The 21,513-nt window shown below is 45.4% G+C and carries 18 protein-coding genes, 1 tRNA gene and 3 rRNA genes; 15 read left to right on the forward strand and 7 right to left on the reverse strand.

The window, feature by feature from the left end; all coding sequences use genetic code 11:
- Positions 1–26 precede the first annotated feature (26 nt).
- From sps_RS21550 to lipA, 13 genes are all read left to right on the forward strand, one after another.
- Positions 27–521, forward strand: coding sequence for an LPS-assembly lipoprotein LptE (locus sps_RS21550; RefSeq protein ID WP_077754370.1), 495 nt, complete (start codon positions 27–29; stop codon positions 519–521).
- 67 nt (positions 522–588) lie between these two features.
- Positions 589–1,629 carry a DNA polymerase III subunit delta gene (gene holA / locus sps_RS21555; protein WP_077754371.1) on the forward strand — a complete coding sequence of 347 codons (1,041 nt, stop codon included), beginning with the start codon at positions 589–591 and terminating at the stop codon, positions 1,627–1,629.
- Positions 1,630–1,636: 7 nt separating this feature from the next.
- The gene (gene nadD, locus sps_RS21560; RefSeq protein ID WP_077754372.1) at positions 1,637–2,272 is read left to right on the forward strand and encodes a nicotinate-nucleotide adenylyltransferase; all 636 of its coding nucleotides are present in this window, start codon (positions 1,637–1,639) and stop codon (positions 2,270–2,272) included.
- 105 nt (positions 2,273–2,377) lie between these two features.
- A complete protein-coding gene (gene rsfS / locus sps_RS21565) occupies positions 2,378–2,707 on the forward strand; it encodes a ribosome silencing factor (protein WP_077754373.1) in 330 nt (109 codons plus the stop codon).
- The gene (rlmH, locus tag sps_RS21570) at positions 2,707–3,177 is read left to right on the forward strand and encodes a 23S rRNA (pseudouridine(1915)-N(3))-methyltransferase RlmH (RefSeq protein ID WP_077754374.1); all 471 of its coding nucleotides are present in this window, start codon (positions 2,707–2,709) and stop codon (positions 3,175–3,177) included. Before rsfS ends, rlmH begins: the two co-directional genes overlap by 1 nt.
- Before the next feature lie 76 nt (positions 3,178–3,253).
- On the forward strand, positions 3,254–5,110 hold the full coding sequence (gene mrdA, locus sps_RS21575) for a penicillin-binding protein 2 (RefSeq protein ID WP_077754375.1): 1,857 nt from the start codon (positions 3,254–3,256) through the stop codon (positions 5,108–5,110).
- Positions 5,107–6,213 (forward strand): rod shape-determining protein RodA, encoded by a 1,107-nt coding sequence (rodA, locus tag sps_RS21580; RefSeq protein ID WP_077754376.1) that lies wholly within the window; start codon positions 5,107–5,109, stop codon positions 6,211–6,213. Before mrdA ends, rodA begins: the two co-directional genes overlap by 4 nt.
- A gap of 189 nt (positions 6,214–6,402) precedes the next feature.
- Complete coding sequence (gene mltB / locus sps_RS21585; protein ID WP_149027330.1) at positions 6,403–7,410, forward strand: lytic murein transglycosylase B; 1,008 nt, start codon at positions 6,403–6,405, stop codon at positions 7,408–7,410.
- An 81-nt stretch (positions 7,411–7,491) separates the two neighbouring features.
- Positions 7,492–8,298: a septal ring lytic transglycosylase RlpA family protein gene (locus sps_RS21590; protein WP_077754378.1), complete on the forward strand. Its 807-nt coding sequence runs from the start codon at positions 7,492–7,494 to the stop codon at positions 8,296–8,298.
- Positions 8,299–8,453: 155 nt separating this feature from the next.
- A complete protein-coding gene (locus sps_RS21595) occupies positions 8,454–9,626 on the forward strand; it encodes a serine hydrolase (RefSeq protein ID WP_077754379.1) in 1,173 nt (390 codons plus the stop codon).
- 121 nt (positions 9,627–9,747) lie between these two features.
- Positions 9,748–10,014: a DUF493 family protein YbeD gene (ybeD, locus tag sps_RS21600; protein WP_077754380.1), complete on the forward strand. Its 267-nt coding sequence runs from the start codon at positions 9,748–9,750 to the stop codon at positions 10,012–10,014.
- Between the two features lie 182 nt (positions 10,015–10,196).
- Positions 10,197–10,850, forward strand: a complete 654-nt coding sequence (lipB, locus tag sps_RS21605) for a lipoyl(octanoyl) transferase LipB (RefSeq protein WP_077754381.1) — start codon at positions 10,197–10,199, stop codon at positions 10,848–10,850.
- Positions 10,847–11,812, forward strand: coding sequence for a lipoyl synthase (lipA, locus tag sps_RS21610; protein WP_077754382.1), 966 nt, complete (start codon positions 10,847–10,849; stop codon positions 11,810–11,812). The genes lipB and lipA overlap by 4 nt, the downstream gene beginning before the upstream one ends.
- Positions 11,813–11,884: 72 nt before the next feature.
- On the opposite strand, the gene rimI is transcribed toward lipA, so the two are convergent.
- Positions 11,885–12,340: a ribosomal protein S18-alanine N-acetyltransferase gene (gene rimI, locus sps_RS21615; RefSeq protein ID WP_237157904.1), complete on the reverse strand. Its 456-nt coding sequence runs from the start codon at positions 12,338–12,340 to the stop codon at positions 11,885–11,887.
- Between the two features lie 2 nt (positions 12,341–12,342).
- Positions 12,343–12,693, reverse strand: coding sequence for a hypothetical protein (locus sps_RS21620; protein WP_077754383.1), 351 nt, complete (start codon positions 12,691–12,693; stop codon positions 12,343–12,345).
- A 159-nt stretch (positions 12,694–12,852) separates the two neighbouring features.
- Between sps_RS21620 and sps_RS21625 the strand changes: the two genes are divergently transcribed.
- The gene (locus sps_RS21625) at positions 12,853–13,320 is read left to right on the forward strand and encodes a Dps family protein (RefSeq protein ID WP_077754384.1); all 468 of its coding nucleotides are present in this window, start codon (positions 12,853–12,855) and stop codon (positions 13,318–13,320) included.
- A gap of 107 nt (positions 13,321–13,427) precedes the next feature.
- On the opposite strand, the gene sps_RS21630 is transcribed toward sps_RS21625, so the two are convergent.
- Positions 13,428–13,504 (reverse strand) — tRNA-Trp (locus sps_RS21630).
- Positions 13,505–13,859: 355 nt separating this feature from the next.
- A complete protein-coding gene (locus sps_RS29255; RefSeq protein ID WP_179948384.1) occupies positions 13,860–14,153 on the reverse strand; it encodes a hypothetical protein in 294 nt (97 codons plus the stop codon).
- A gap of 124 nt (positions 14,154–14,277) precedes the next feature.
- Between sps_RS29255 and sps_RS21635 the strand changes: the two genes are divergently transcribed.
- Positions 14,278–15,310, forward strand: a protein-coding gene (locus sps_RS21635) for an IS630 family transposase (protein ID WP_169915688.1) whose coding sequence is annotated in 2 segments (ribosomal slippage) — positions 14,278–14,744 and positions 14,743–15,310 — 1,035 coding nt in all. Because the reading frame shifts where the segments join, the coding sequence is not laid out codon by codon here.
- Positions 15,311–16,002: 692 nt separating this feature from the next.
- On the opposite strand, the gene rrf is transcribed toward sps_RS21635, so the two are convergent.
- The 3 genes from rrf to sps_RS21650 form a co-directional block, all read right to left on the reverse strand.
- Positions 16,003–16,118: ribosomal RNA gene (gene rrf / locus sps_RS21640) — 5S ribosomal RNA — on the reverse strand.
- Between the two features lie 226 nt (positions 16,119–16,344).
- Positions 16,345–19,249, reverse strand: a 23S ribosomal RNA gene (locus sps_RS21645).
- Between the two features lie 338 nt (positions 19,250–19,587).
- Positions 19,588–21,132, reverse strand: a 16S ribosomal RNA gene (locus sps_RS21650).
- The 16S, 23S and 5S rRNA genes sit together here, the layout of an rRNA operon.
- Positions 21,133–21,513 lie beyond the last annotated feature (381 nt).

The following is a 21,513-nucleotide window of genomic DNA, read 5'->3' on the forward strand; positions in this document are numbered from 1 at the left end:
TACCACAAGGAAATACTGCCTAGCTTATGCTTATTAAACGCATATGTTTCGCAATAGCAGCACTGAGCATCATGCTCAGTGCTGGTTGCGGCTTTAAACTCCAGGGCAACTACTCGATACCTGAGCAGTTACAGACCCTACACCTCACGAGTCAAGATGAGTACAGTGAGCTGACTCGGCTGGTTCGCGAGCGTCTACGTCTGCACAGCATTTCTTTAGTTGATGCTAGCGATGACACGCCCACCTTACATATTTTACATGACTCATTAGACAGAACGACACTCTCCCTTTATCCAACTGGTAATGTGGCTGAGTATGAGCTGACTTATCATGTGACCTTTGCCGTGCGTCTACCTCAAAGTGAAGCACAAGAGTTTGACGTGGATATTCATCGGGATTATCTCGACGATCCCAGAACCGCATTAGCCAAGAGCCGTGAAATGGAACTCTTGCTAAAAGAGATGCGTAATCAGGCTGCGGATCAGATGATTCAGACCCTTGCTTCCCTCGAGGTAAAATGATGCTGACTTCAGCATCATTGCTGTACCCAAGTTTAATCTATCACTTGACTAATCTTGAGGTGTTTTGATGCGGGTCTATCCAGATCAACTTCTGCGTAACCTCTCCCCTCTGAAACAATGTTATCTCATCTTCGGTGATGATCCTTGGCTATGCGAAACCAGTCGTAGCCAGATCTATCATCAAGCCAAGAACCAAGGCTTCGAGGAGAAGATCCAACTTACTCAGGAAAGCGGCTTTAACTGGAATGAGTTAATAGAACAATGGCAAGCCATGAGTCTATTTTCCAGCCGCAGAGTGATCGAATTAACTTTGCCCCAGGCCAAGCCAGGAGCCGAGGGCGGCGCGATATTTCAAAGCTTGATGCAGATGGCTAACCCCGATGTGCTATTAATTATCACCGGACCTAAACTCGCAGCGGAACAAACTAAGAGTAAATGGTTTAAAACCTTAGATAGCCAAGGTATATATGTTCCCTGCATGACCCCCGAAGGTGCACAATTTCAGCGTTGGCTAGATAGTCGAATCCAACACTTTGCTCTAAGTCTAACTCGTGATGCCAAAGAGATGCTATTTAGTCTCTACGAGGGAAATTTGCTCGCAGCCGACCAATCCTTGCAGCTGCTGCAGTTATTGAGCCCAAATGATAAAATAGATAGCCCAGAGTTAACCCGTTACTTTGAAGACCAATCTCGATTTACTGTATTTCAGCTCACTGATGCTATGCTCAATAATCATCAAGACAAGGCTCAACATATTCTCTCTCAGCTCAAGGCTGAAGGCGTGGCCATGCCGATTATTCTCTGGGGTATTTTCAAGGACTTAACCATTCTATTACAGTTGAAGTCAGCACAAGAGCTACAACAACCTTTGCAACCTCTCTGGGGTAAGCTACGCATATGGGATAAACGAAAATCTTTATATCTCACAGCCCTGAGTAGACTCTCACTCTTGCAGATCGAAGCCTTACTCGCCAGCGCTTCAGATATCGAGTTAAAACTTAAGCAACAAGGTATAGAAGATTGGACAGGTGTGAGCCATCTGAGCTTATTGTTCGACCCTAAAGCCCATGCGGCTTTGTCTCATATTCAACTAAACGATTGGGGCTAAGCTGACGATGCGGATCGGGATATTGGGTGGCACATTTGATCCTATTCATTTTGGGCATATTCGTCCCGCACTCGAGATCAAGTCACTGCTTGGTCTCGATAGCATCTGGCTCATGCCTAATCATATTCCTCCCCATAAAGCTTCGCCTCTGGTAAACACTAAGCAGCGACTCGCCATGGTCGAATTGGTCTGCCAAGAGTATAAAGAATTTAAGTTATGTGATATTGAAGCCCGCCGTAGTGGCCCCTCTTACCTTTTCACAACACTAGAAGAGCTTAATAAGATATATCCGGAGCACGAGTTTTTTTTCTTGATAGGCACTGATTCTTTAGTTTCATTGCCCTCTTGGTATCATTGGCAGTCCCTATTTAACTTATGCCACTTTGTTGTATCAACCCGAAAAGGCTGGCGACTCACTTCAGACATGCCAATCTTTAAGGAATATGAACAAAGATTAACAACCCTTGGCCAATTTAAATCACAGAAATCCGGCCTGATATTCCAGGTAGATATTACCCCGCAAGCATACTCTTCGACCCAAATAAGACAGCAAGTGTCACAAGGGTTAAGCCCGTCTGATGCAGTCCCCAGACAAGTACTTAAATTTATCGCTGAAAAAAACCTGTATCAAACACCAGCTTAATCCCCTACCTCGACTCTGGCCTCAGGATAATTGCCCCAGTGCATCCTCAATCCTCAGATAACCTGTTATACTACTGCGCTGTCAAAATTTATTAAGGAATTACGCGTGGAAAGCGCCGAGCTAAAGCAATTTGTGATCGACAAGATCGAAGATTTGAAAGCCAAAGATATAGTCACCCTAGCAGTAGCTGAGCAGTCAAACATGACTGATTACATGGTGGTTTGTTCTGGTACGTCTAAGACTCACGTTAAGGCAATTGCCGAAAATGTTGTAGTTGAATGTAAGCGAGCAGGCTTAAGCATAATCGGTGTCGAAGGCCGTGAAGGCAGTGAGTGGGTACTTGTAGATCTTGGTGATGTGATACTTCACGTCATGCAAGATAAGACTCGCGACTTCTATGAGCTTGAAAAACTCTGGTCAGCTAAACCAGCTTAATGAAATTACAGTTAATCGCCGTTGGTACGCGAATGCCAGCTTGGGTCACATCTGGCTTTCAGGAATACCAACGTAGATTTCCCAGAGACATGGCACTCGAACTGGTAGAAATCCCGGCTGGGAAAAGAGGTAAGAATGCCGATATAGCTCGTATTCTCCATAAAGAAGGCGAGCAGATGTTGGCTGTTATCCCCAAGAGTAACCACATAGTCAGCTTAGATCTACCGGGGAAGACCTGGACAACACCGGATCTAGCCTCGCAGCTTAGTCGCTGGCAGCTCGATGGAAGAGATGTGAGCTTACTCATTGGCGGACCCGAAGGTCTAGCTCCAGCTTGTAAGCAAGCAGCGTCACAAAGCTGGTGCTTATCCGCTTTGACTCTGCCACATCCGTTAGTGCGAATTGTGGTCGCCGAGAGTCTGTATCGAGCTTGGAGCGTAAATAATAATCACCCTTATCACAGGGAATAATTAAAGTTCGGTAAACCGGGCTTTTTTTCGCTAAGGACTAGGCTATATGCCAATTGTTAAGCCGGAGACAGTGTAAGTGGCGCCAAGAAAGCGAATTACGATGCATGACCACGCAGCTGAAGCATCGCTTTTTAAACGAAGAGCCTTGTTTACTTTTGTTTGTGTAGTCATCTTATTAAGCATACTGGTGGCAAACTTATATCACCTACAAATCCTCTCATATAAAGATTACGCAACTCGCTCGAACGATAACCGTATCAGGGTAGTCCCAGTAGCCCCGAGTCGTGGTTTGATTTATGACCGTCATGGCAAGCTATTAGCAGAAAACCAACCATTTTACTCTTTAGAGCTCATCCCTGAAAAAATAAAAGATGTCCCTGAGGTACTCAGAGAATTAAGCCTAGTTATCCCTATCTCAGCCGATGAGCAGGAAGATTTCCTTGTGTCTTTGAAGCACCACAGACGCTTTAAGCCGCTCACGTTAAAGAACCGTTTAACCGAAGAACAAGTCGCACTTTTTAGTGTTAACCAACATAAATTCCCGGGTATTTCTGTGGTTGCTGGTCTCAAGCGACATTACCCATATAATTCCTTGATGACCCATGCACTAGGCTATGTTGGCCGCATCAACGATCGTGATCAAGCGGCATTGCGCCGAAGTGAACAATGGAAAAACTACGCCGCAACCAAAGATATAGGTAAGCTAGGCATAGAGAAATTCTATGAGAGCCTACTTCATGGTAAACCAGGTCATTTAGAGGAAGAAGTCAATAACCGTGGGCGTACCATACGCACGCTTAAATCTGTGGCTCCACAACCAGGCCAGGACATCTACCTCACATTAGATTTAAAGTTACAGCAAAAAGCCATGGAGCTACTCGATGGTCGCAGGGGCTCTGTGGTGGCCATAGACCCGCGAGATGGCGGTATACTGGCTTTGTTATCTAGCCCCAGCTACGATCCAAACTTGTTCGTTCACGGGATCAGCAGTAAGGCCTACAACAAACTGCTTAGCTCAAAATCCAAACCTCTGATTAACCGAGCAACCCAAGGGCAATACGCACCTGCATCGACAGTTAAACCTCACTTAGCCTTATTGGGGCTAGAGGCCAAAACTGTCACACCTAAGACTCGCATCTGGGATCCGGGTTTTTGGCAGATCCCTGGTGTAGATAGAAAATATCGTGACTGGAAGCGATGGGGCCATGGCTGGGTTGATGTTACCAGCGCTTTGATTCACTCCTGCGATACCTACTTCTATGATCTGGCCTATAAAACAGGTGTAGATAAGATAGCCGAATTTATGGGTCCCTTCGGCTTCGGCGAGCGCACTGGGGTAGATATCTTCGAGGAGTCGGCAGGTATCATGCCGTCTAAAGAGTGGAAGCGTCTTCGCTACAACCAGCCTTGGTATATTGGCGACACCATTTCGGTGGGCATAGGACAAGGTTACTGGACTACGACCCCACTTCAACTCGCCAATGCAGCTGCAATTATGGCCAATAAGGGACGCCGATTCACACCACACTTGCTTAAATCGATTAAAGACAACACTTCTAAAATCGATACTCCAATCGACGAGTTAGCACCAATTGTGCTAAAAAACCCTGAGAACTGGGATATCGTCAATAAGGCAATGCAAGACACAGCGCAAAAGAAGCGCTTTAAAAATGCTGGTTACACCGCAGCCATGAAAACTGGTACGGCTCAGGTCATTAGTGTTGCCGAAGATGCCAAATATGATGCAGATGCTATAGCAGAGCATTTTCGGGATAACGCACTCGTTATAGCCTACGCTCCTTATGAAAATCCCACTATAGTCCTCGCCGTGGTATTAGAAAATGCCGGTTGGGGTGGCGCCAATGCAGGCCCAGTAGCAAAAGCCTTGCTCGATGAATATATGTTAAGAGATACCTTGGAGCCCCTTCAATGAGTTCGCAAAACCATAACCCCAATATTTGGCAACGCTTACACATAGACTTGCCATTATTACTCGGTATTTTGAGCTTGATGCTGTTCGGCTTATTCGTCATCTATTCTGCCGGTGGTGAAGATTTAGCCCTGATGGAAAGACAACTAGTCAGAATGGGGTTATCCCTGGCAATAATGTTTATCGTGGCACAGATAAATCCCGAAGTATTCAGGCGTTGGGCCTTCCCAATCTATCTTGCAGGAATAGCCTTATTACTTGGGGTCCACTTCTTCGGTGAAATAAATAAGGGGGCACAGCGTTGGCTCAACCTAGGTTTCATGGAGTTCCAGCCCTCAGAGCTGATGAAACTAGCCTTCCCCATCACCATGGCTTGGTATATCAGTAAATATCCGCTACCACCAAAGAAAAGATACTTAGTCGGAGCCGGAGTTATCTTACTGGTTCCTACCTTGTTAATCGCAAAACAGCCTGATCTGGGTACTTCAATTCTTGTGGCCGCATCTGGCATTTTTGTGCTATTTCTATCTGGCATGAGCTGGGCAATTGTCGGGACTTTTGTCGGCGGGATATTAGCCATGCTGCCTGTGCTCTGGTTTTTCCTGATGCATGACTATCAGAGAACTCGCGTGCTTACCTTACTCGATCCTGAGAAAGATCCTCTAGGCGCTGGTTATCACATCATTCAATCTAAAATTGCCATAGGCTCAGGTGGCCCCTGGGGCAAAGGCTGGTTAGATGGCACCCAATCACAATTGGAATTTTTACCCGAACGTCACACCGACTTTATCTTTGCCGTCATAGGGGAAGAGTTTGGCCTGATAGGCAGCGTGCTCTTACTGATAATGTACCTCTATGTCATTGGTAGAGGACTCGTGATTGCATCCCGGGCACAAACCAGTTTCGCCCGCCTCTTGGCTGGCAGTATCACTTTAACCTTCTTCGTCTACATTTTTGTTAATATTGGCATGGTATCAGGCCTCTTACCCGTAGTTGGTGTTCCTCTTCCGCTAATTAGCTATGGTGGCACCTCTATGCTCACACTGATGACAGGTTTTGGCATTCTGATGAGTATTCATACCCACAGACGATTCATCGATAGGTAAATCGACACAGCTAAACCATTACAACAATACGTAATGACTAGTAAGGCAGCTTATAGGCTTTCTCTCTACAAACATGTAGGCTGCAACTTTCTTAATAAATTAAGACAGAATTAAAGAAACTAACGTATGTTACTCGCTCGTCTATGCGACATTACCCAAAGCATTATCCAGATACAGGGAACAGTTTCAGTGAATATAAAACAAAAGTTACTTGCTACTTTACTTTTAACATCATTCTCCATCTCAGCAACGGCAAGTACGTCTACAGTCCCTGACGATTCCAGTGTTGCACCATTAAAAACTGAATTTATGCAGACCCAAAAAGACTTGGGCTTCACAGAGAAAGAAGTTCAGCAGTTTCTCGCGACGGCTAAATACGATCAAGGGGTCATAGACGCAATGACTAAGCCATGGGAAGCTAAGCCTTGGCATAAGTATTACCCCATATTTCTCACTGAAAAACGACTAGATGCAGGCATCACCTTTTGGAAGAAACATAAAGAAACGGTGAGTCGAGCAGCTAAAGAGTTTGATGTAGATCCAGAAATCATCATCGCCATCATAGGCATTGAAACATTCTACGGCGGCTACATGGGCAACTATCCTGTCGTTGACGCCCTCTATACCTTAGGCTTCTATTACCCACCAAGAGCCACGTTTTTCAGAAAAGAGTTAAGTAATCTGCAAACCCTGATCAAAGATGAAAAGCTCGATATTAATAACCTCAAGGGGTCTTACGCTGGCGCTATGGGTTTCGGACAATTTATACCTTCTAGCTATCGCCATTATGCTGTCGATTTTGACAATGATGGACGTAGGGACCTGCTAAATAATCCAGTTGATGCCATCGGCAGTGTAGCTAACTATTTTCATCAACACGGCTGGCAGTCAGGTTCACCCGTTGTACTGCCTTTATCTGTCGACAATAAGCTGCCTTCCAAGCTTAAAGTCTGGGCTGGTGAGAAGATGACCTATACCGCTGCCGACATTTTATCACCCAGCGTAGCCCTAGCAAAAGCTATCGATATCGATGTATCCCAACCAGCTTTGATCGTCAAACTGGAACAAGAACAAGATAATGAATATTGGATGGGTTTAAAAAACTTTTATGTGATCACACGTTATAATCGCAGCCCTTTATACGCTATGGCGGTCTATAAATTTAGCCAAGAACTGAAACAAGCCGCCTCTCTATAAGGAAAGCGATTAGTTTATGACTTCTTTACTAACACAAATAGCCATGACCACTAATGACTTCGGTAGGAAGCTGAAACTTTTATGACATTTAAAATAAAAATCACACAAATACTGGCTCTTTTAGCCATATTAGCGCTATCAGCCTGCTCTAGTTCAGAGACCACCAACAGTGGACGATATGAACTGGCCAATGATAAGGCTCCGAGCAGCACTCCTGATGTCTCTAAAGTAGAAGACGCTCATCCAAAATATGAAGCTTATAGTCGAGGTGGTAACAAGAGCAACTACACTGTACTCGGAAAAACTTACCAAGTTTTAGACTCGGGCAAAGGCTTTCAACAAACTGGTTTAGCATCTTGGTACGGTTCAAAATTTCATGGTCACCTGACATCCAACGGTGAAACTTATGATATGTATTCCATGTCGGCAGCCCACAAGTCATTACCTCTGCCAAGCTATGTCAGAGTCATCAACACTAAGAATAATAAACAGGTCATTGTTAGGGTTAATGACAGAGGTCCTTTCCACGAGAATCGAATCATAGATCTATCCTACGCTGCAGCGCATAGGCTAGATATGCTTAAAACAGGTACAGCCAGCGTAAAAATTGAAGTGATATACATTGCAAGCCCTGAGTCGATTGCCTTAGCCGAACTAAAAGAAACTAAGCTTCACTATATTCAGGTTTTGGCATCCTCAGACAAGGCTAAGCTAAATACGATTTCAAGAGAGTTAGAAAGCAAGTACCAACTCAAGACCAGAATATTGCCTGCCAATAAATTATATAAGTTGCAATTAGGCCCCATAGGGCAACGGAAAATAGCGACTAAGTTAAACCAAGAGTTGAAGAGCGACGGCTACCCTCAAAGCTACCTAGTAACAGAATAGAATGTGGCGAACAAACTCTACTAATAGCATGAGTGGATGATTAATCCTATTTACAAAAGATTAATGAACCTTCACTGAATTATAGAGTCGACTAGTGGTATACTGCGACCAATTTCGCTTTCCGATTTTAACCAAATAAGACGTGCCTTGTTGATATGAAATTTTTAAATAGCCCTTTAAAAACGCTTATTCTTGCGACCTCGTTCGCGTGCTCATACACCTATGCAGCACCAGTAGTTACTCCTAATGCACCAACTGTTGCGGCGAAAGCCTATGTCTTAATGGACTACAATACAGGACAAATCATTGCGGAAGAAAATGCTTACGAGAGCTTAAACCCAGCAAGTCTGACTAAGATGATGACCAGTTATGTTATTGGCCATGAAATCAAGGTCGGTAATATCTCACCTGAAGACGAAGTCACCATCAGCAAAAAGGCTTGGTCAAAGAACTTTCCTGACTCTTCGAAGATGTTCATTGAAGTTGGTAAGAAAGTCACGGTCGATGACTTAAATCACGGTATCATCATTCAGTCCGGTAACGATGCTTGTGTTGCTATGGCTGAGTACATTGCCGGCACAGAGGATGGCTTTGTCGATCTGATGAATTCCTGGGCAACACAGCTGGGAATGAAAGATAGTTATTTTGAGAATTCACATGGCCTAGACGCTGAAAACCATAAGTCGACGGCCTATGATATGGCACTCTTAGGCGCAGCGCTTATCCGTGATGTGCCAGATGAATATGCTGTCTACAAACAAAAGTCATTTACCTATAACGGTATTAAGCAGTATAACCGTAACGGTCTCCTATGGGACAAGAGCATGAGTGTCGACGGTATAAAAACAGGACACACGTCAGGCGCTGGGTATAACTTAGTTACATCAGCAACAAAAGATGGCATGCGTTTAGTTTCAGTCGTTATGGGCACCAGAAGTGAAAGTGCACGTAAGGCCGAAAGTAAAAAGCTGCTCAACTATGGTTTCCGTTTCTTCGAAACAATTACTCCATACAAGGCGGGTGATAGCTTTGTCTCACAGCAGATTTGGTTTGGCGACAAAGAGTCCGTTGATCTAGGCGTTATAACCGACACACCTATCACTATCAGCCGTGGCCAAGCTAAAAACTTGCAGGCCAACTTCGAGTTAACCAAAGAGCTAACGGCGCCTTTAGCAAAGGGCGAGACTGTGGGTCGTATCTACTTCCAACTTAATGGCAAAGATATCGCTCAATTCCCACTGGTCACCCTGCAAGAAATCAACGAAGGTAGCTGGTTCAGCAAACTTATGGATTACTTTAAGCAGATGTTTGCAGGCTGGTTTAGCTAGAGTTTCTTTTACAAGCATAATTTGAAGCCACCTTAGGGTGGCTTCTTTGTTTCAAGTCTCCCTTGAAAAACGTATAATGAGCTCCATATAGAGCCTATTACATCGGCAAGAGATTATAGATATGTTAGATACAAAATTTGATGAAGTGATGGAATTCCCAGCCTCATTTCCATTTAAAGTCGTTGGAGAAGCCAGCGACACCTTGGCCGACAGAGTCGTTGCAGTTGTTCAACAACACGTTCCAGGTGATTATGTTCCAAGCACAAAGGTGTCCAGTAAAGGCACTTATAATTCGATCACCATTCGTGTTACGGTTCAAAGTAAAGCACAGGTAGAGACACTCTACATAGAGCTTGCGGCTATTGAAGGTGTGAAGCGCGTCTTATAATAGCTATAAACTTAGTCGCTATGAACTGTGATTTTCAAATTATGCTTAGCTAATGACACTTAAATATCAGCCACCTGCCAATTGCTTCAATAATCCTCATCACCGATAAATGTGATCTAGCTTACAATTATCGGTTAGAGGAGTATAATGCTGCCATTATTGTTTAAGGGGAGAGGTAGCCCTTGTCTCAGAGCACGTTACACGTTAGATATCTTGGTCAGCAAGATTACGAATCGGTATGGCACGCGATGCAAGACTATACCGACAACCGGAATGAATCTAGCCCAGATCAACTTTGGATTGTAGAGCACCCGCCTGTGTTTACCCAAGGTCAAGCAGGTAAGAGTGAACATATACTCAATCCGGGTGATATACCTGTTATACAAGTTGATCGAGGTGGTCAAGTGACATATCACGGACCAGGTCAGCTTGTGGCTTATCCTCTTATCAATATAAAAAGGCACAAGATCGGTGTACGTCAGCTCGTCACCGATATTGAAAATAGCATAGTGCAGATGCTTGAGAGCTATCAAGTTAAAGCCTATGCAAAAGCCGATGCTCCAGGCGTTTATGTCGATGAACGTAAAATTGCATCGCTAGGATTAAGGATCCGTAGGGGCTGTTCTTTTCATGGTTTAGCCCTTAATGTCGATATGGATATGAGCCCATTTCAACGAATTAACCCATGTGGATATGCCGGTTTAGAAATGGCGCAATGCAAGTCGTTAGGCGGACCTCAGACTGTCGAAGAGGCAGGAGAGCAACTCGTTAAAACATTTAGCCAGAACTTAGGCTATCAGAATCTAGTTCATCATCAAGGATTGTCAGAGTCATGAGTAGGCCAGAAAGATTACAACCTGGAGTTAAACTAAGAGATGAAGCTAAGCTCTCTCGAATTCCTATAAAAATCGTTCCTTCCGAGCGTGCAACTATGCTACGTAAACCCGATTGGTTGCGGGTAAAACTGCCGGCATCGAACCAACGGATCACTGAAATAAAGCAAGCTTTACGCAAGAATGGCCTTCACTCTGTATGTGAAGAGGCATCTTGCCCCAACCTTGCTGAATGTTTTAACCATGGTACAGCCACCTTTATGATTTTGGGTGCCATCTGTACCCGTCGTTGCCCATTCTGTGATGTTGCCCACGGCCGTCCACTAAAGCCTGATGCCGAAGAGCCCAAAAAACTAGCTCAAACCATCAAGGATATGAAACTTAAGTATGTGGTCATCACCTCTGTTGATCGTGACGATCTCCGTGATGGTGGTGCTCAACATTTTGCAGATTGTATCCGTGAAATACGCTTACTCAACCCAGAGATAAAGATAGAAACCTTAGTCCCAGACTTCCGTGGACGTATCGACGCAGCTTTGGAAATTTTGGCAACCGAACCACCAGATGTGTTCAATCACAATCTTGAGACTGCACCGATGCACTACCGTAAGGCTAGGCCAGGTGCTAACTATCAATGGTCTCTGGATCTGTTGAAAAAGTTTAAAGAGCGTCATCCACACATCCCGACTAAGTCAGGACTGATGATGGGCTTAGGTGAAACCAACGAAGAGATTGCTCAGGTATTACGCGATCTGCGTACTCATAATGTTGAGATGCTGACTCTAGGCCAATACTTGCAGCCATCTAAATTCCACTTGCCGGTGGAACGTTACGTGCCCCCTGCAGAATTTGATGAACTAAGGATCTTTGCCGAAGAGATAGGCTTTACTCATGCAGCTTGTGGACCTATGGTTCGCTCTAGCTATCATGCAGATTTACAAGCTCAAGGTAAGGAAGTCAAATAGCTCTTGGAATGAACATTTAGAAAAAAATAGCGTCGCTAATTAGCCGACGCTATTTTTTAACTTAACTTGAAGTTAGGCCTTAATATCGAGTTCCATCAAAATAGCGTCCTCATTGCCATTCTCAGTCTTATAATAACCCTTACGTATACCTGACTCTTTGAAACCATGTTTCAAGTATAAATGCCTAGCCGCCATGCTTGATGCCCTCACTTCCAGGAACAATGTCTCAGCTTTTGATTGAACGGCATTAGCTATCACTGCCTGCAATAGATTTTGACCATATCCTTTTCCCTGCTCAGAAGGATCGACACAAATATCTATCAAAGTCGCATCTTCAAATATTTGATGAAGAATGGCGCAACCAACTAACCGTCTTTCAACCAGTATCCCGAGTGACGAGTACAAGCTGCCAAAACAGGTCTCTATGGTGCCAAGGCTCATTGGATGCGAATGTGCAAGTGCAACAAGTCTGAACATCTCTGCTGCATCTGTGGGGCTTAACCAGTGTACTTGGTGTGACGAACCCATAGTTATCCTACCTCTGACTCTTTGTTATGAGCAACAATGAGATTCCACAGGTCACGTTTAGCCCCAGCCTTTATTATAAGCTCAGCTAGTGGTTCGGAACTCAGTACTGAATTAGACTTGGGCATTTTGAGACGTCGCATATCCCAAATAACATCGGCTCCTTTACTCACCTGTTCAGAAAACGAACAGCTAGTTATTGGACACTCTATGAGTGACAAGACAGAATTAATCACAGGATGATGCTCAATGCCTGATTCAACTTTATCTACTAAGATGAAATAAGTCTTAGCAGCATTGCTGCTCTGTACCCATCTCTTGATCCCCATCGCATCTAAATATGCCGCTTTTTCCACTGTGATTAATGCCCTTCATTCTTTGGTAATTGATAGGATACCAGCTTATAAAGCAAGGCTGAACAAAATCACAAAACCGATTAGAACAATCACTTCTTACCACTTTATAAGAACTAACAAGGGGAGATAAAATACATCTACAAACTCAGGAGAAAATTCATGATAAATATCGGCATTAAAGAGCAAGATAGGAAAGAGATAACAGCAGGCCTAAATCAAGTCTTAGCTGACACTTATAGTTTATACCTCAAGACTCACAGCTTTCATTGGAATGTCACTGGACCTATGTTCACCAGCCTTCACCAATTGTTTGAAGAGCAATACACTGAATTAGCCACAGCCGTTGATCTGATTGCTGAAAGAGTTAGAGCATTGGGAGCACGAGCATTGGGCTCATACAGCGCCTATGCGGCGTTAACCGGCATCAAAGAAGATCACGGCATTACTGATGCCAATGAGATGCTAAGGGAGCTGTTGAAAGGTCAGGAAGTGATAATACGTAATATCAGATCGCTCTACCCTTTGATAAACCATGCAAATGATGAGGCAACCGCAGACCTACTTACACAAAGAATCCAGACCCATGAAAAAACGGCATGGATGTTAAGGAGTCTATTAGCAGTTTAGCGAATAGCCTGCAAAGACCATTAAACGCACTGGAGCAAACGACTGAATAGTATTAGGCGAATCCCAGATGCAAAAAAGCCGAGCTATTGCTCGGCTTTTTCTAAATGTGGCAGGGGTAGCAAGACTCGAACTCGCAACCATCGGTTTTGGAGACCGCTGTTCTACCAATTGGAACTATACCCCTGTTGACGAGACGCATTATGCTTAAACTCCCCTAAAAGGTAAAGTACTTTTTATTATAAAACCGCTTAACTGCGGCATTTTCAAGCAAGAACGATAATAAGAACAATTTTATCCATTATCGACATAGGATGTAGATTAGATATCAGACAATCCAATCTACAAGAAACATATCCTAGAATATTTACAAGGGCTCAAACTTAGAACTATAAGCCACAAGGCGAAGTCAAAGCTGGTGATAATACAGGAACGCTATCTAAATTATTAACCTTCCTCTCTCTGAATTTAGTGACATAAGACTTCACTTCGGCAGTTTAGAATAATGCCCCCTTGACATGAAATACCCAATCTATGTCTTGTTAATACTCACGTACCTCATCGGAATCTACCGGACAGATAGAACCATCGGCTCCTTTTGGCATAAACCACAAATTGAAATTGATCGACATAGCTTGCTCTGGTGCAACATTGTCGCTGTAAGTACAGATCAGTTGACCATCGACATAGTAATTCACTTGGTCGGCTTCGGCTGTCATAAGCAAGGTTTTCCGGACGCGTCCCTTTTCGCGCCCACAGCGTGTTGTACTATTTTGTGGGCCAGAAAAAGCACGCGTCCAAGAGCTGTGCGTCAGCAGCAATTTGAATATGTCCATTTCTTTGGTGCTGTTTGCCCACAAACAGGAGAGACTGAAGCGATAATTACGCCATACCTAAGTAATACCAATCAGTAATGAGTTGTGATCTAATATAGGTATCGCAAATAACCCGTATCTCCGTTTGAAAAACTATACCGCTGAAGAGATTTTAATCTTATCTAGAGCAGAAAAAGAGCCGCGTAAACGGATCCGATTACTGGCAGTAGCCTTATTCCTAGAGGGGCATAGCCGAACAGATGTCGCCGAGAGACTAAAAGTAGCCCGTGGCAGTGTTAACGCCTGGGTAGCAAAATATCTTGCGAGCGGCCCCAAAGGATTAGATGCCAAAAAGAATAAGGGCCGTGATAGCTACCTCACCTCAAGCCAAAAGCAGCAACTAAGTGCATATATAGAAGAACAAAGCATAAGTTCCTCTGGAGGCAGACTGACAGGTGACGCTATCCTAAAATATATTCAGCTACGCTTTAATGTCGACTACCACCCGAATGCGATTTACAAACTACTGGAACAGTTAAGTTTTAGCTGGATAACTAGTCGTTCTAAGCATCCAAAGCAATCACCTGAAGCCCAAATGGCTTTTAAAAAAGTTCCAACTGGAAACGATCCTTAACATCCCTGGTAGTGTGGCGCTTGAACGGGTAGATATTTGGTTTCAGGATGAGGCTCGATTTGGTCAACAAAATAGTACGACACGCTTGTGGGCGAGAAAAGGGACGCGTCCAAGAGCTGTGCGTCAGCAGCAATTTGAATATGTCCATTTCTTTGGTGCTGTTTGCCCACAAACAGGAGAGACTGAAGCGATAATTACGCCATACCTAAGTAAGGACATTATGCGTCAACATCTATCACTGATATCCCAAAGAACAAAGGCTGGTCGACATGCTGTTGTTGTGATGGATGGTGCAGGTTGGCATACCGATGATATAGCGGATGAATTTAATAATCTAAGTATCATCAAGTTACCTCCGTACTCACCAGAGCTAAACCCAATAGAACAAGTATGGAGTTGGTTACGACAACATCACCTTGCTAATCGCAGTTTCAAAGGTTACGAGGATATAGTGGATGCCTGTTCGATTGCTTGGAACTGTTTCATTAGTGATACAAAAAGAGTGGTGTCACTATGCCGAAGGGACTGGGCAATAATGACTTAATGTTAAGATGGAATGGTATAAATCATCAAACAAAAGATGCAAGGCCCATTTAATCCCTTCTTCCCGGCTAAAGCCGGCCCTACACAATAGAACAATGCTCATCCCCAACGTAGGAGCGTGCTTTAGCCGCGAAGTTTGCATCATCCTTGGCAACTTTAGATCAAGGCAGTTGGTAGTCCTAAACATCAGATGTATGGAGCACGTAATGAAGTAGTCATGAAACTGGGGGCCAAGCTACATGTATGTGGTGAATGTCAGAAATGCATGGATGCAATTAACCGCCATACTGCGTTAGCAGCTTTGGGCTGCATGTGAAGTAGATATTTTCGCGGAGCGTGTATACGAAAAAAGCCCGTTGCGTTAGCAACGGGCTCTATCGACTCTCTTTACGAGAAATTAGGCACCTGGAAATGACCTACTCGATCCACGAAGTGGGCACATGGGGGTGAAATTACGACGCTTTGAATACGCAGTATTCAGCCCTAATTGAACGCGGAGAAACTTCGTTTCGTAGCGGGAGAGCCCGCTCAGCGACGCGGCGACATCGGGAGTCGCCATTGCACGTACGTGCTTAAGTGGATAAGCCACCTGTTATCAGCACAGGTAAATTCGAGGCGTAAAGTTAATAATTTAACAAAGCCCCAGACGCAAAAAAGCCACCTTATTCAGGTGGCTTCTCTACTTAATTAGGCGCCTGGAAATGACCTACTCTCACATGGGGAGACCCCACACTACCATCGGCGCAATTGTGTTTCACTTCTGAGTTCGAGATGGGGTCAGGTGGGGCCACAATGCTATGGTTTCCAGACTAATTTGGCGATTACTTTCAGCTTTTAAAAAAAGCTAAAGGTAAAAGAATTTAGAAAGCTGGCTATTCAGAAATCATCTAAATAGCGTTAAATAATTGGGTCTAGTACACGGATGTACTCTATGTCATAAATACAGAAGCATTTTATGACCAACTTAAATCAAGTTCGTATTCTTTTGTGCTTGTAAAGTAATCAACATTAACGCTACAAACCCATCTGGGTTGTATGGTTAAGCCTCACGAGTCATTAGTACAGGTTAGCTCAACGCCTCACAACGCTTACACACCCTGCCTATCAACGTCCTAGTCTCGAACGGCTCTTTAGAGGAATTAAATTCCTAGGGATGACTCATCTTAGGACTCGCTTCCCGCTTAGATGCTTTCAGCGGTTATCGATTCCGAACGTAGCTACCGGGCAATGCTATTGGCATAACAACCCGAACACCAGCGGTTCGTCCACTCCGGTCCTCTCGTACTAGGAGCAGCTTCCTTCAATCATCCAACGCCCACGGCAGATAGGGACCGAACTGTCTCACGACGTTCTGAACCCAGCTCGCGTACCACTTTAAATGGCGAACAGCCATACCCTTGGGACCGACTTCAGCCCCAGGATGTGATGAGCCGACATCGAGGTGCCAAACACCGCCGTCGATATGAACTCTTGGGCGGTATCAGCCTGTTATCCCCGGCGTACCTTTTATCCGTTGAGCGATGGCCCTTCCATACAGAACCACCGGATCACTATGACCTACTTTCGTACCTGCTCGACGTGTATGTCTCGCAGTTAAGCTGGCTTATGCCATTGCACTAACCGTACGATGTCCGACCGTACTTAGCCAACCTTCGTGCTCCTCCGTTACTCTTTGGGAGGAGACCGCCCCAGTCAAACTACCCACCAGGCACTGTCCTCAACCCCGATTCAGGGGCCAGAGTTAGAACATCAAAACTACAAGGGTGGTATTTCAAGGTTGACTCCATCAGAACTAGCGTCCCAACTTCAAAGTCTCCCACCTATCCTACACATGTAGGTTCAATGTTCAGTGCCAAGCTATAGTAAAGGTGCACGGGGTCTTTCCGTCTAGCCGCGGGTATACGGCATCTTCACCGCAATTTCAACTTCACTGAGTCTCGGCTGGAGACAGCGTGGCCATCATTACGCCATTCGTGCAGGTCGGAACTTACCCGACAAGGAATTTCGCTACCTTAGGACCGTTATAGTTACGGCCGCCGTTTACCGGGGCTTCGATCATGAGCTTCTCCGAAGATAACCCAATCAATTAACCTTCCGGCACCGGGCAGGCGTCATACCGTATACTTCCTCTTGCGAGTTTGCACAGTACTGTGTTTTTGATAAACAGTTGCAGCCACCTGGTATCTGCGACTGCCAGCAGCTTAAGGAGCAAGTCCCATCACCGCCGGCAGCGTACCTTCTCCCGAAGTTACGGTACCATTTTGCCTAGTTCCTTCAGCCGAGTTCTCTCAAGCGCCTTGGTATTCTCTACCCAACCACCTGTGTCGGTTTGGGGTACGATTCCTACTAACCTGAAGCTTAGAAGATTTTCCTGGAAGCATGGCATCAACTACTTCAACCCCTTAGGGTCTCGTCATCAGTCCTCAGTCTTGCAATTTAATGCGTATTCCCGGATTTGCCTAAGAATACAACCTACAACCTTAAACGCGGACAACCAACGCCGCGCTAGCCTAGCCTTCTCCGTCTCTCCATCGCAGTTAGCAGAAGTACAGGAATATTAACCTGTTTCCCATCGATTACGCCTTTCGGCCTCACCTTAGGGGTCGACTTACCCTGCCCTGATTAACATTGGACAGGAAACCTTGGTCTTTCGGCGAGGGAGTTTTTCACTCCCTTTATCGTTACTCATGTCAGCATTCGCACTTCTGATACCTCCAGCGTGGGTTACCCCTTCGCCTTCAACGGCTTACAGAACGCTCCTCTACCGCACTAGTGCAAGCACTAGTACCCATAGCTTCGGTGTATTGCTTAGCCCCGTTAAATCTTCCGCGCAGGCCGACTCGACTAGTGAGCTATTACGCTTTCTTTAAAAGATGGCTGCTTCTAAGCCAACTTCCTAGCTGTCTAAGCCTTCCCACATCGTTTCCCACTTAGCAATAACTTTGGGACCTTAGCTGATGGTCTGGGTTGTTTCCCTTTTCACGACGGACGTTAGCACCCGCCGTGTGTCTCCCGAGTAGTACTCATTGGTATTCGGAGTTTGCAAAGGGTTGGTAAGTCGGGATGACCCCCTAGCCTTAACAGTGCTCTACCCCCAATGGTATTCGCTCGAGGCGCTACCTAAATAGCTTTCGAGGAGAACCAGATATCTCCCGGTTTGATTGGCCTTTCACCCCCATCCACAAGTCATCCGCTCATTTTTCAACATAAGTCGGTTCGGTCCTCCAGTTGATGTTACTCAACCTTCAACCTGCCCATGGATAGATCACCGGGTTTCGGGTCTACACCTTGCAACTAAACGCGCAGTTAACACTCGGTTTCCCTACGGCTCCGCTATTCGCTTAACCTCGCTACAAAATGTAAGTCGCTGACCCATTATACAAAAGGTACGCAGTCACGGTCTCAAGAACCGCTCCCACTGCTTGTACGTATACGGTTTCAGGTTCTATTTCACTCCCCTCACAGGGGTTCTTTTCGCCTTTCCCTCACGGTACTGGTTCACTATCGGTCAGTCAGGAGTATTTAGCCTTGGAGGATGGTCCCCCCATGTTCAGACAAGATGTCACGTGTCCCGTCCTACTCGTTTTCATCTATAGTTAGTTTTCATGTACGGGGCTATCACCCTGTGCCGCTGAGCTTTCCAACTCATTCCACTAACACCCTATAGACTTAAGGGCTAATCCCCGTTCGCTCGCCGCTACTAGGGGAATCTCGGTTGATTTCTTTTCCTCCGGGTACTTAGATGTTTCAGTTCCCCGGGTTTGCCTCACATACCTATGTATTCAGTATGTGATACTCACTTATGTGAGTGGGTTTCCCCATTCGGACATCGTTAGCTCAAATGCTTGTTACTAGCTCGCCAACGCTTTTCGCAAGTTACTACGTCCTTCATCGCCTCTGACTGCCAAGGCATCCACCGTATACGCTTAGTCACTTAACCATACAACCCACATAGGACTGTATCGCAACTAATGGTGTTTACTTTCGCCAAAAGAATACTCATGACTCAATCGTTAAAGAAATAAATCTATAATGAATGAGTCGGACACTTGATTTAAGTGTTTGAGAACTCAATTATTTATTTTTCGCGCTAATGCTATTAACCACTGCTATCACTTCATCTTACGACGTCGCTTTCACAATAGTCCCTTTCGCATTAACACTATCAGCTTTCCAAATTTTTAAAGAACAAACTACACCGTAAAGGTGTGTTTCTCGCTCTAACAAGAACAAGTTATCTGTGTGAACACTCAACAAATATTAAGTTAGTCGTATAGGTAAGGAGGTGATCCAGCCCCAGGTTCCCCTAGGGCTACCTTGTTACGACTTCACCCCAGTCATGAACCACACCGTGGTAAACGCCCTCCCCGAAAGGTTAAGCTATCTACTTCTGGTGCAGCCCACTCCCATGGTGTGACGGGCGGTGTGTACAAGGCCCGGGAACGTATTCACCGTAGCATTCTGATCTACGATTACTAGCGATTCCGACTTCACGGAGTCGAGTTGCAGACTCCGATCCGGACTACGACCGGCTTTGTGGGATTAGCTTGACCTCGCGGCTTTGCGACCCTCTGTACCGACCATTGTAGCACGTGTGTAGCCCTACTCGTAAGGGCCATGATGACTTGACGTCGTCCCCACCTTCCTCCGGTTTATCACCGGCAGTCTCCCTAAAGTTCCCACCATTACGTGCTGGCAAATAAGGATAAGGGTTGCGCTCGTTGCGGGACTTAACCCAACATTTCACAACACGAGCTGACGACAGCCATGCAGCACCTGTCTCACAGTTCCCGAAGGCACCAATCCATCTCTGGAAAGTTCTGTGGATGTCAAGAGTAGGTAAGGTTCTTCGCGTTGCATCGAATTAAACCACATGCTCCACCGCTTGTGCGGGCCCCCGTCAATTCATTTGAGTTTTAACCTTGCGGCCGTACTCCCCAGGCGGTCTACTTAATGCGTTAGCTTGAGAACCCAGTGTTCAAGACACCAAATTCCGAGTAGACATCGTTTACGGCGTGGACTACCAGGGTATCTAATCCTGTTTGCTCCCCACGCTTTCGTACCTGAGCGTCAGTCTTTGTCCAGGGGGCCGCCTTCGCCACCGGTATTCCTTCAGATCTCTACGCATTTCACCGCTACACCTGAAATTCTACCCCCCTCTACAAGACTCTAGTTTGCCAGTTCAAAATGCAATTCCCAGGTTGAGCCCGGGGCTTTCACATCTTGCTTAACAAACCGCCTGCGTACGCTTTACGCCCAGTAATTCCGATTAACGCTTGCACCCCTCGTATTACCGCGGCTGCTGGCACGAAGTTAGCCGGTGCTTCTTCTGCGAGTAACGTCACAGCTATAGTTTATTAAACTACAACCTTTCCTCCTCGCTGAAAGTGCTTTACAACCCGAAGGCCTTCTTCACACACGCGGCATGGCTGCATCAGGCTTTCGCCCATTGTGCAATATTCCCCACTGCTGCCTCCCGTAGGAGTCTGGACCGTGTCTCAGTTCCAGTGTGGCTGATCATCCTCTCAGACCAGCTAGGGATCGTTGCCTTGGTAAGCCATTACCTTACCAACTAGCTAATCCCACCTAGGTACATCCAATCGCGAAAGGCCCGAAGGTCCCCTCCTTTCCCCCGTAGGGCGTATGCGGTATTAGCAGTCGTTTCCAACTGTTATCCCCCTCGACTGGGCAGTTCCCTAGGCATTACTCACCCGTCCGCCGCTCGACAGCAAAGGTGCAAGCACCTTCCTGTTTCCGCTCGACTTGCATGTGTTAGGCCTGCCGCCAGCGTTCAATCTGAGCCATGATCAAACTCTTCAATTAAAGTTTTTTGATGCACTTCCTTTCGAAAATGACATCGGCTCAACGAATTATACTGTTTTTCATTAACCACTCTCTATAAAGAGAATGTCAATGAAGCTTACATATTTTGCTTCTTTGAATTTACTTTGCTTGCTCGTGAGAGTAAGAAAGTAGAAATCAAAGTTGCTATGGTCACTCAGTGGTTCATTGAGAAAATTTGTTGCCACTTACAAAGTAAGATGGCTTCGAATAACTCAACACCTGTGAGTGCCCACACAGATTTCTTGTTTTGAATTGTTAAAGAACGTGGTGCTAAGTAGCACCGCCGTTGACGCTAGGTCGAAGGCTTTTACTTACTGGCCAAGGCTATTCGTCTTGGCTAGGGAGGCGTATTCTACACTC

Source organism: Shewanella psychrophila (assembly GCF_002005305.1).
Lineage (GTDB): Bacteria > Pseudomonadota > Gammaproteobacteria > Enterobacterales > Shewanellaceae > Shewanella > Shewanella psychrophila.

What these genes read in the sequence shown, in the direction of transcription:
- sps_RS21550 (WP_077754370.1), top strand. Translation starts at nt 27, where the DNA reads ATGCTTATTAAACGCATATGTTTCGCAATAGCAGCACTGAGCATCATG.
- holA (WP_077754371.1), top strand. Translation starts at nt 589, where the DNA reads ATGCGGGTCTATCCAGATCAACTTCTGCGTAACCTCTCCCCTCTGAAA.
- nadD (WP_077754372.1), top strand. Translation starts at nt 1,637, where the DNA reads ATGCGGATCGGGATATTGGGTGGCACATTTGATCCTATTCATTTTGGG.
- rlmH (WP_077754374.1), top strand. Translation starts at nt 2,707, where the DNA reads ATGAAATTACAGTTAATCGCCGTTGGTACGCGAATGCCAGCTTGGGTC.
- rodA (WP_077754376.1), top strand. Translation starts at nt 5,107, where the DNA reads ATGAGTTCGCAAAACCATAACCCCAATATTTGGCAACGCTTACACATA.
- sps_RS21590 (WP_077754378.1), top strand. Translation starts at nt 7,492, where the DNA reads ATGACATTTAAAATAAAAATCACACAAATACTGGCTCTTTTAGCCATA.
- sps_RS21595 (WP_077754379.1), top strand. Translation starts at nt 8,454, where the DNA reads ATGAAATTTTTAAATAGCCCTTTAAAAACGCTTATTCTTGCGACCTCG.
- ybeD (WP_077754380.1), top strand. Translation starts at nt 9,748, where the DNA reads ATGTTAGATACAAAATTTGATGAAGTGATGGAATTCCCAGCCTCATTT.
- lipA (WP_077754382.1), top strand. Translation starts at nt 10,847, where the DNA reads ATGAGTAGGCCAGAAAGATTACAACCTGGAGTTAAACTAAGAGATGAA.
- rimI (WP_237157904.1), bottom strand. Translation starts at nt 12,340, where the DNA reads ATGGGTTCGTCACACCAAGTACACTGGTTAAGCCCCACAGATGCAGCA.
- sps_RS21625 (WP_077754384.1), top strand. Translation starts at nt 12,853, where the DNA reads ATGATAAATATCGGCATTAAAGAGCAAGATAGGAAAGAGATAACAGCA.
- sps_RS29255 (WP_179948384.1), bottom strand. Translation starts at nt 14,153, where the DNA reads ATGGACATATTCAAATTGCTGCTGACGCACAGCTCTTGGACGCGTGCT.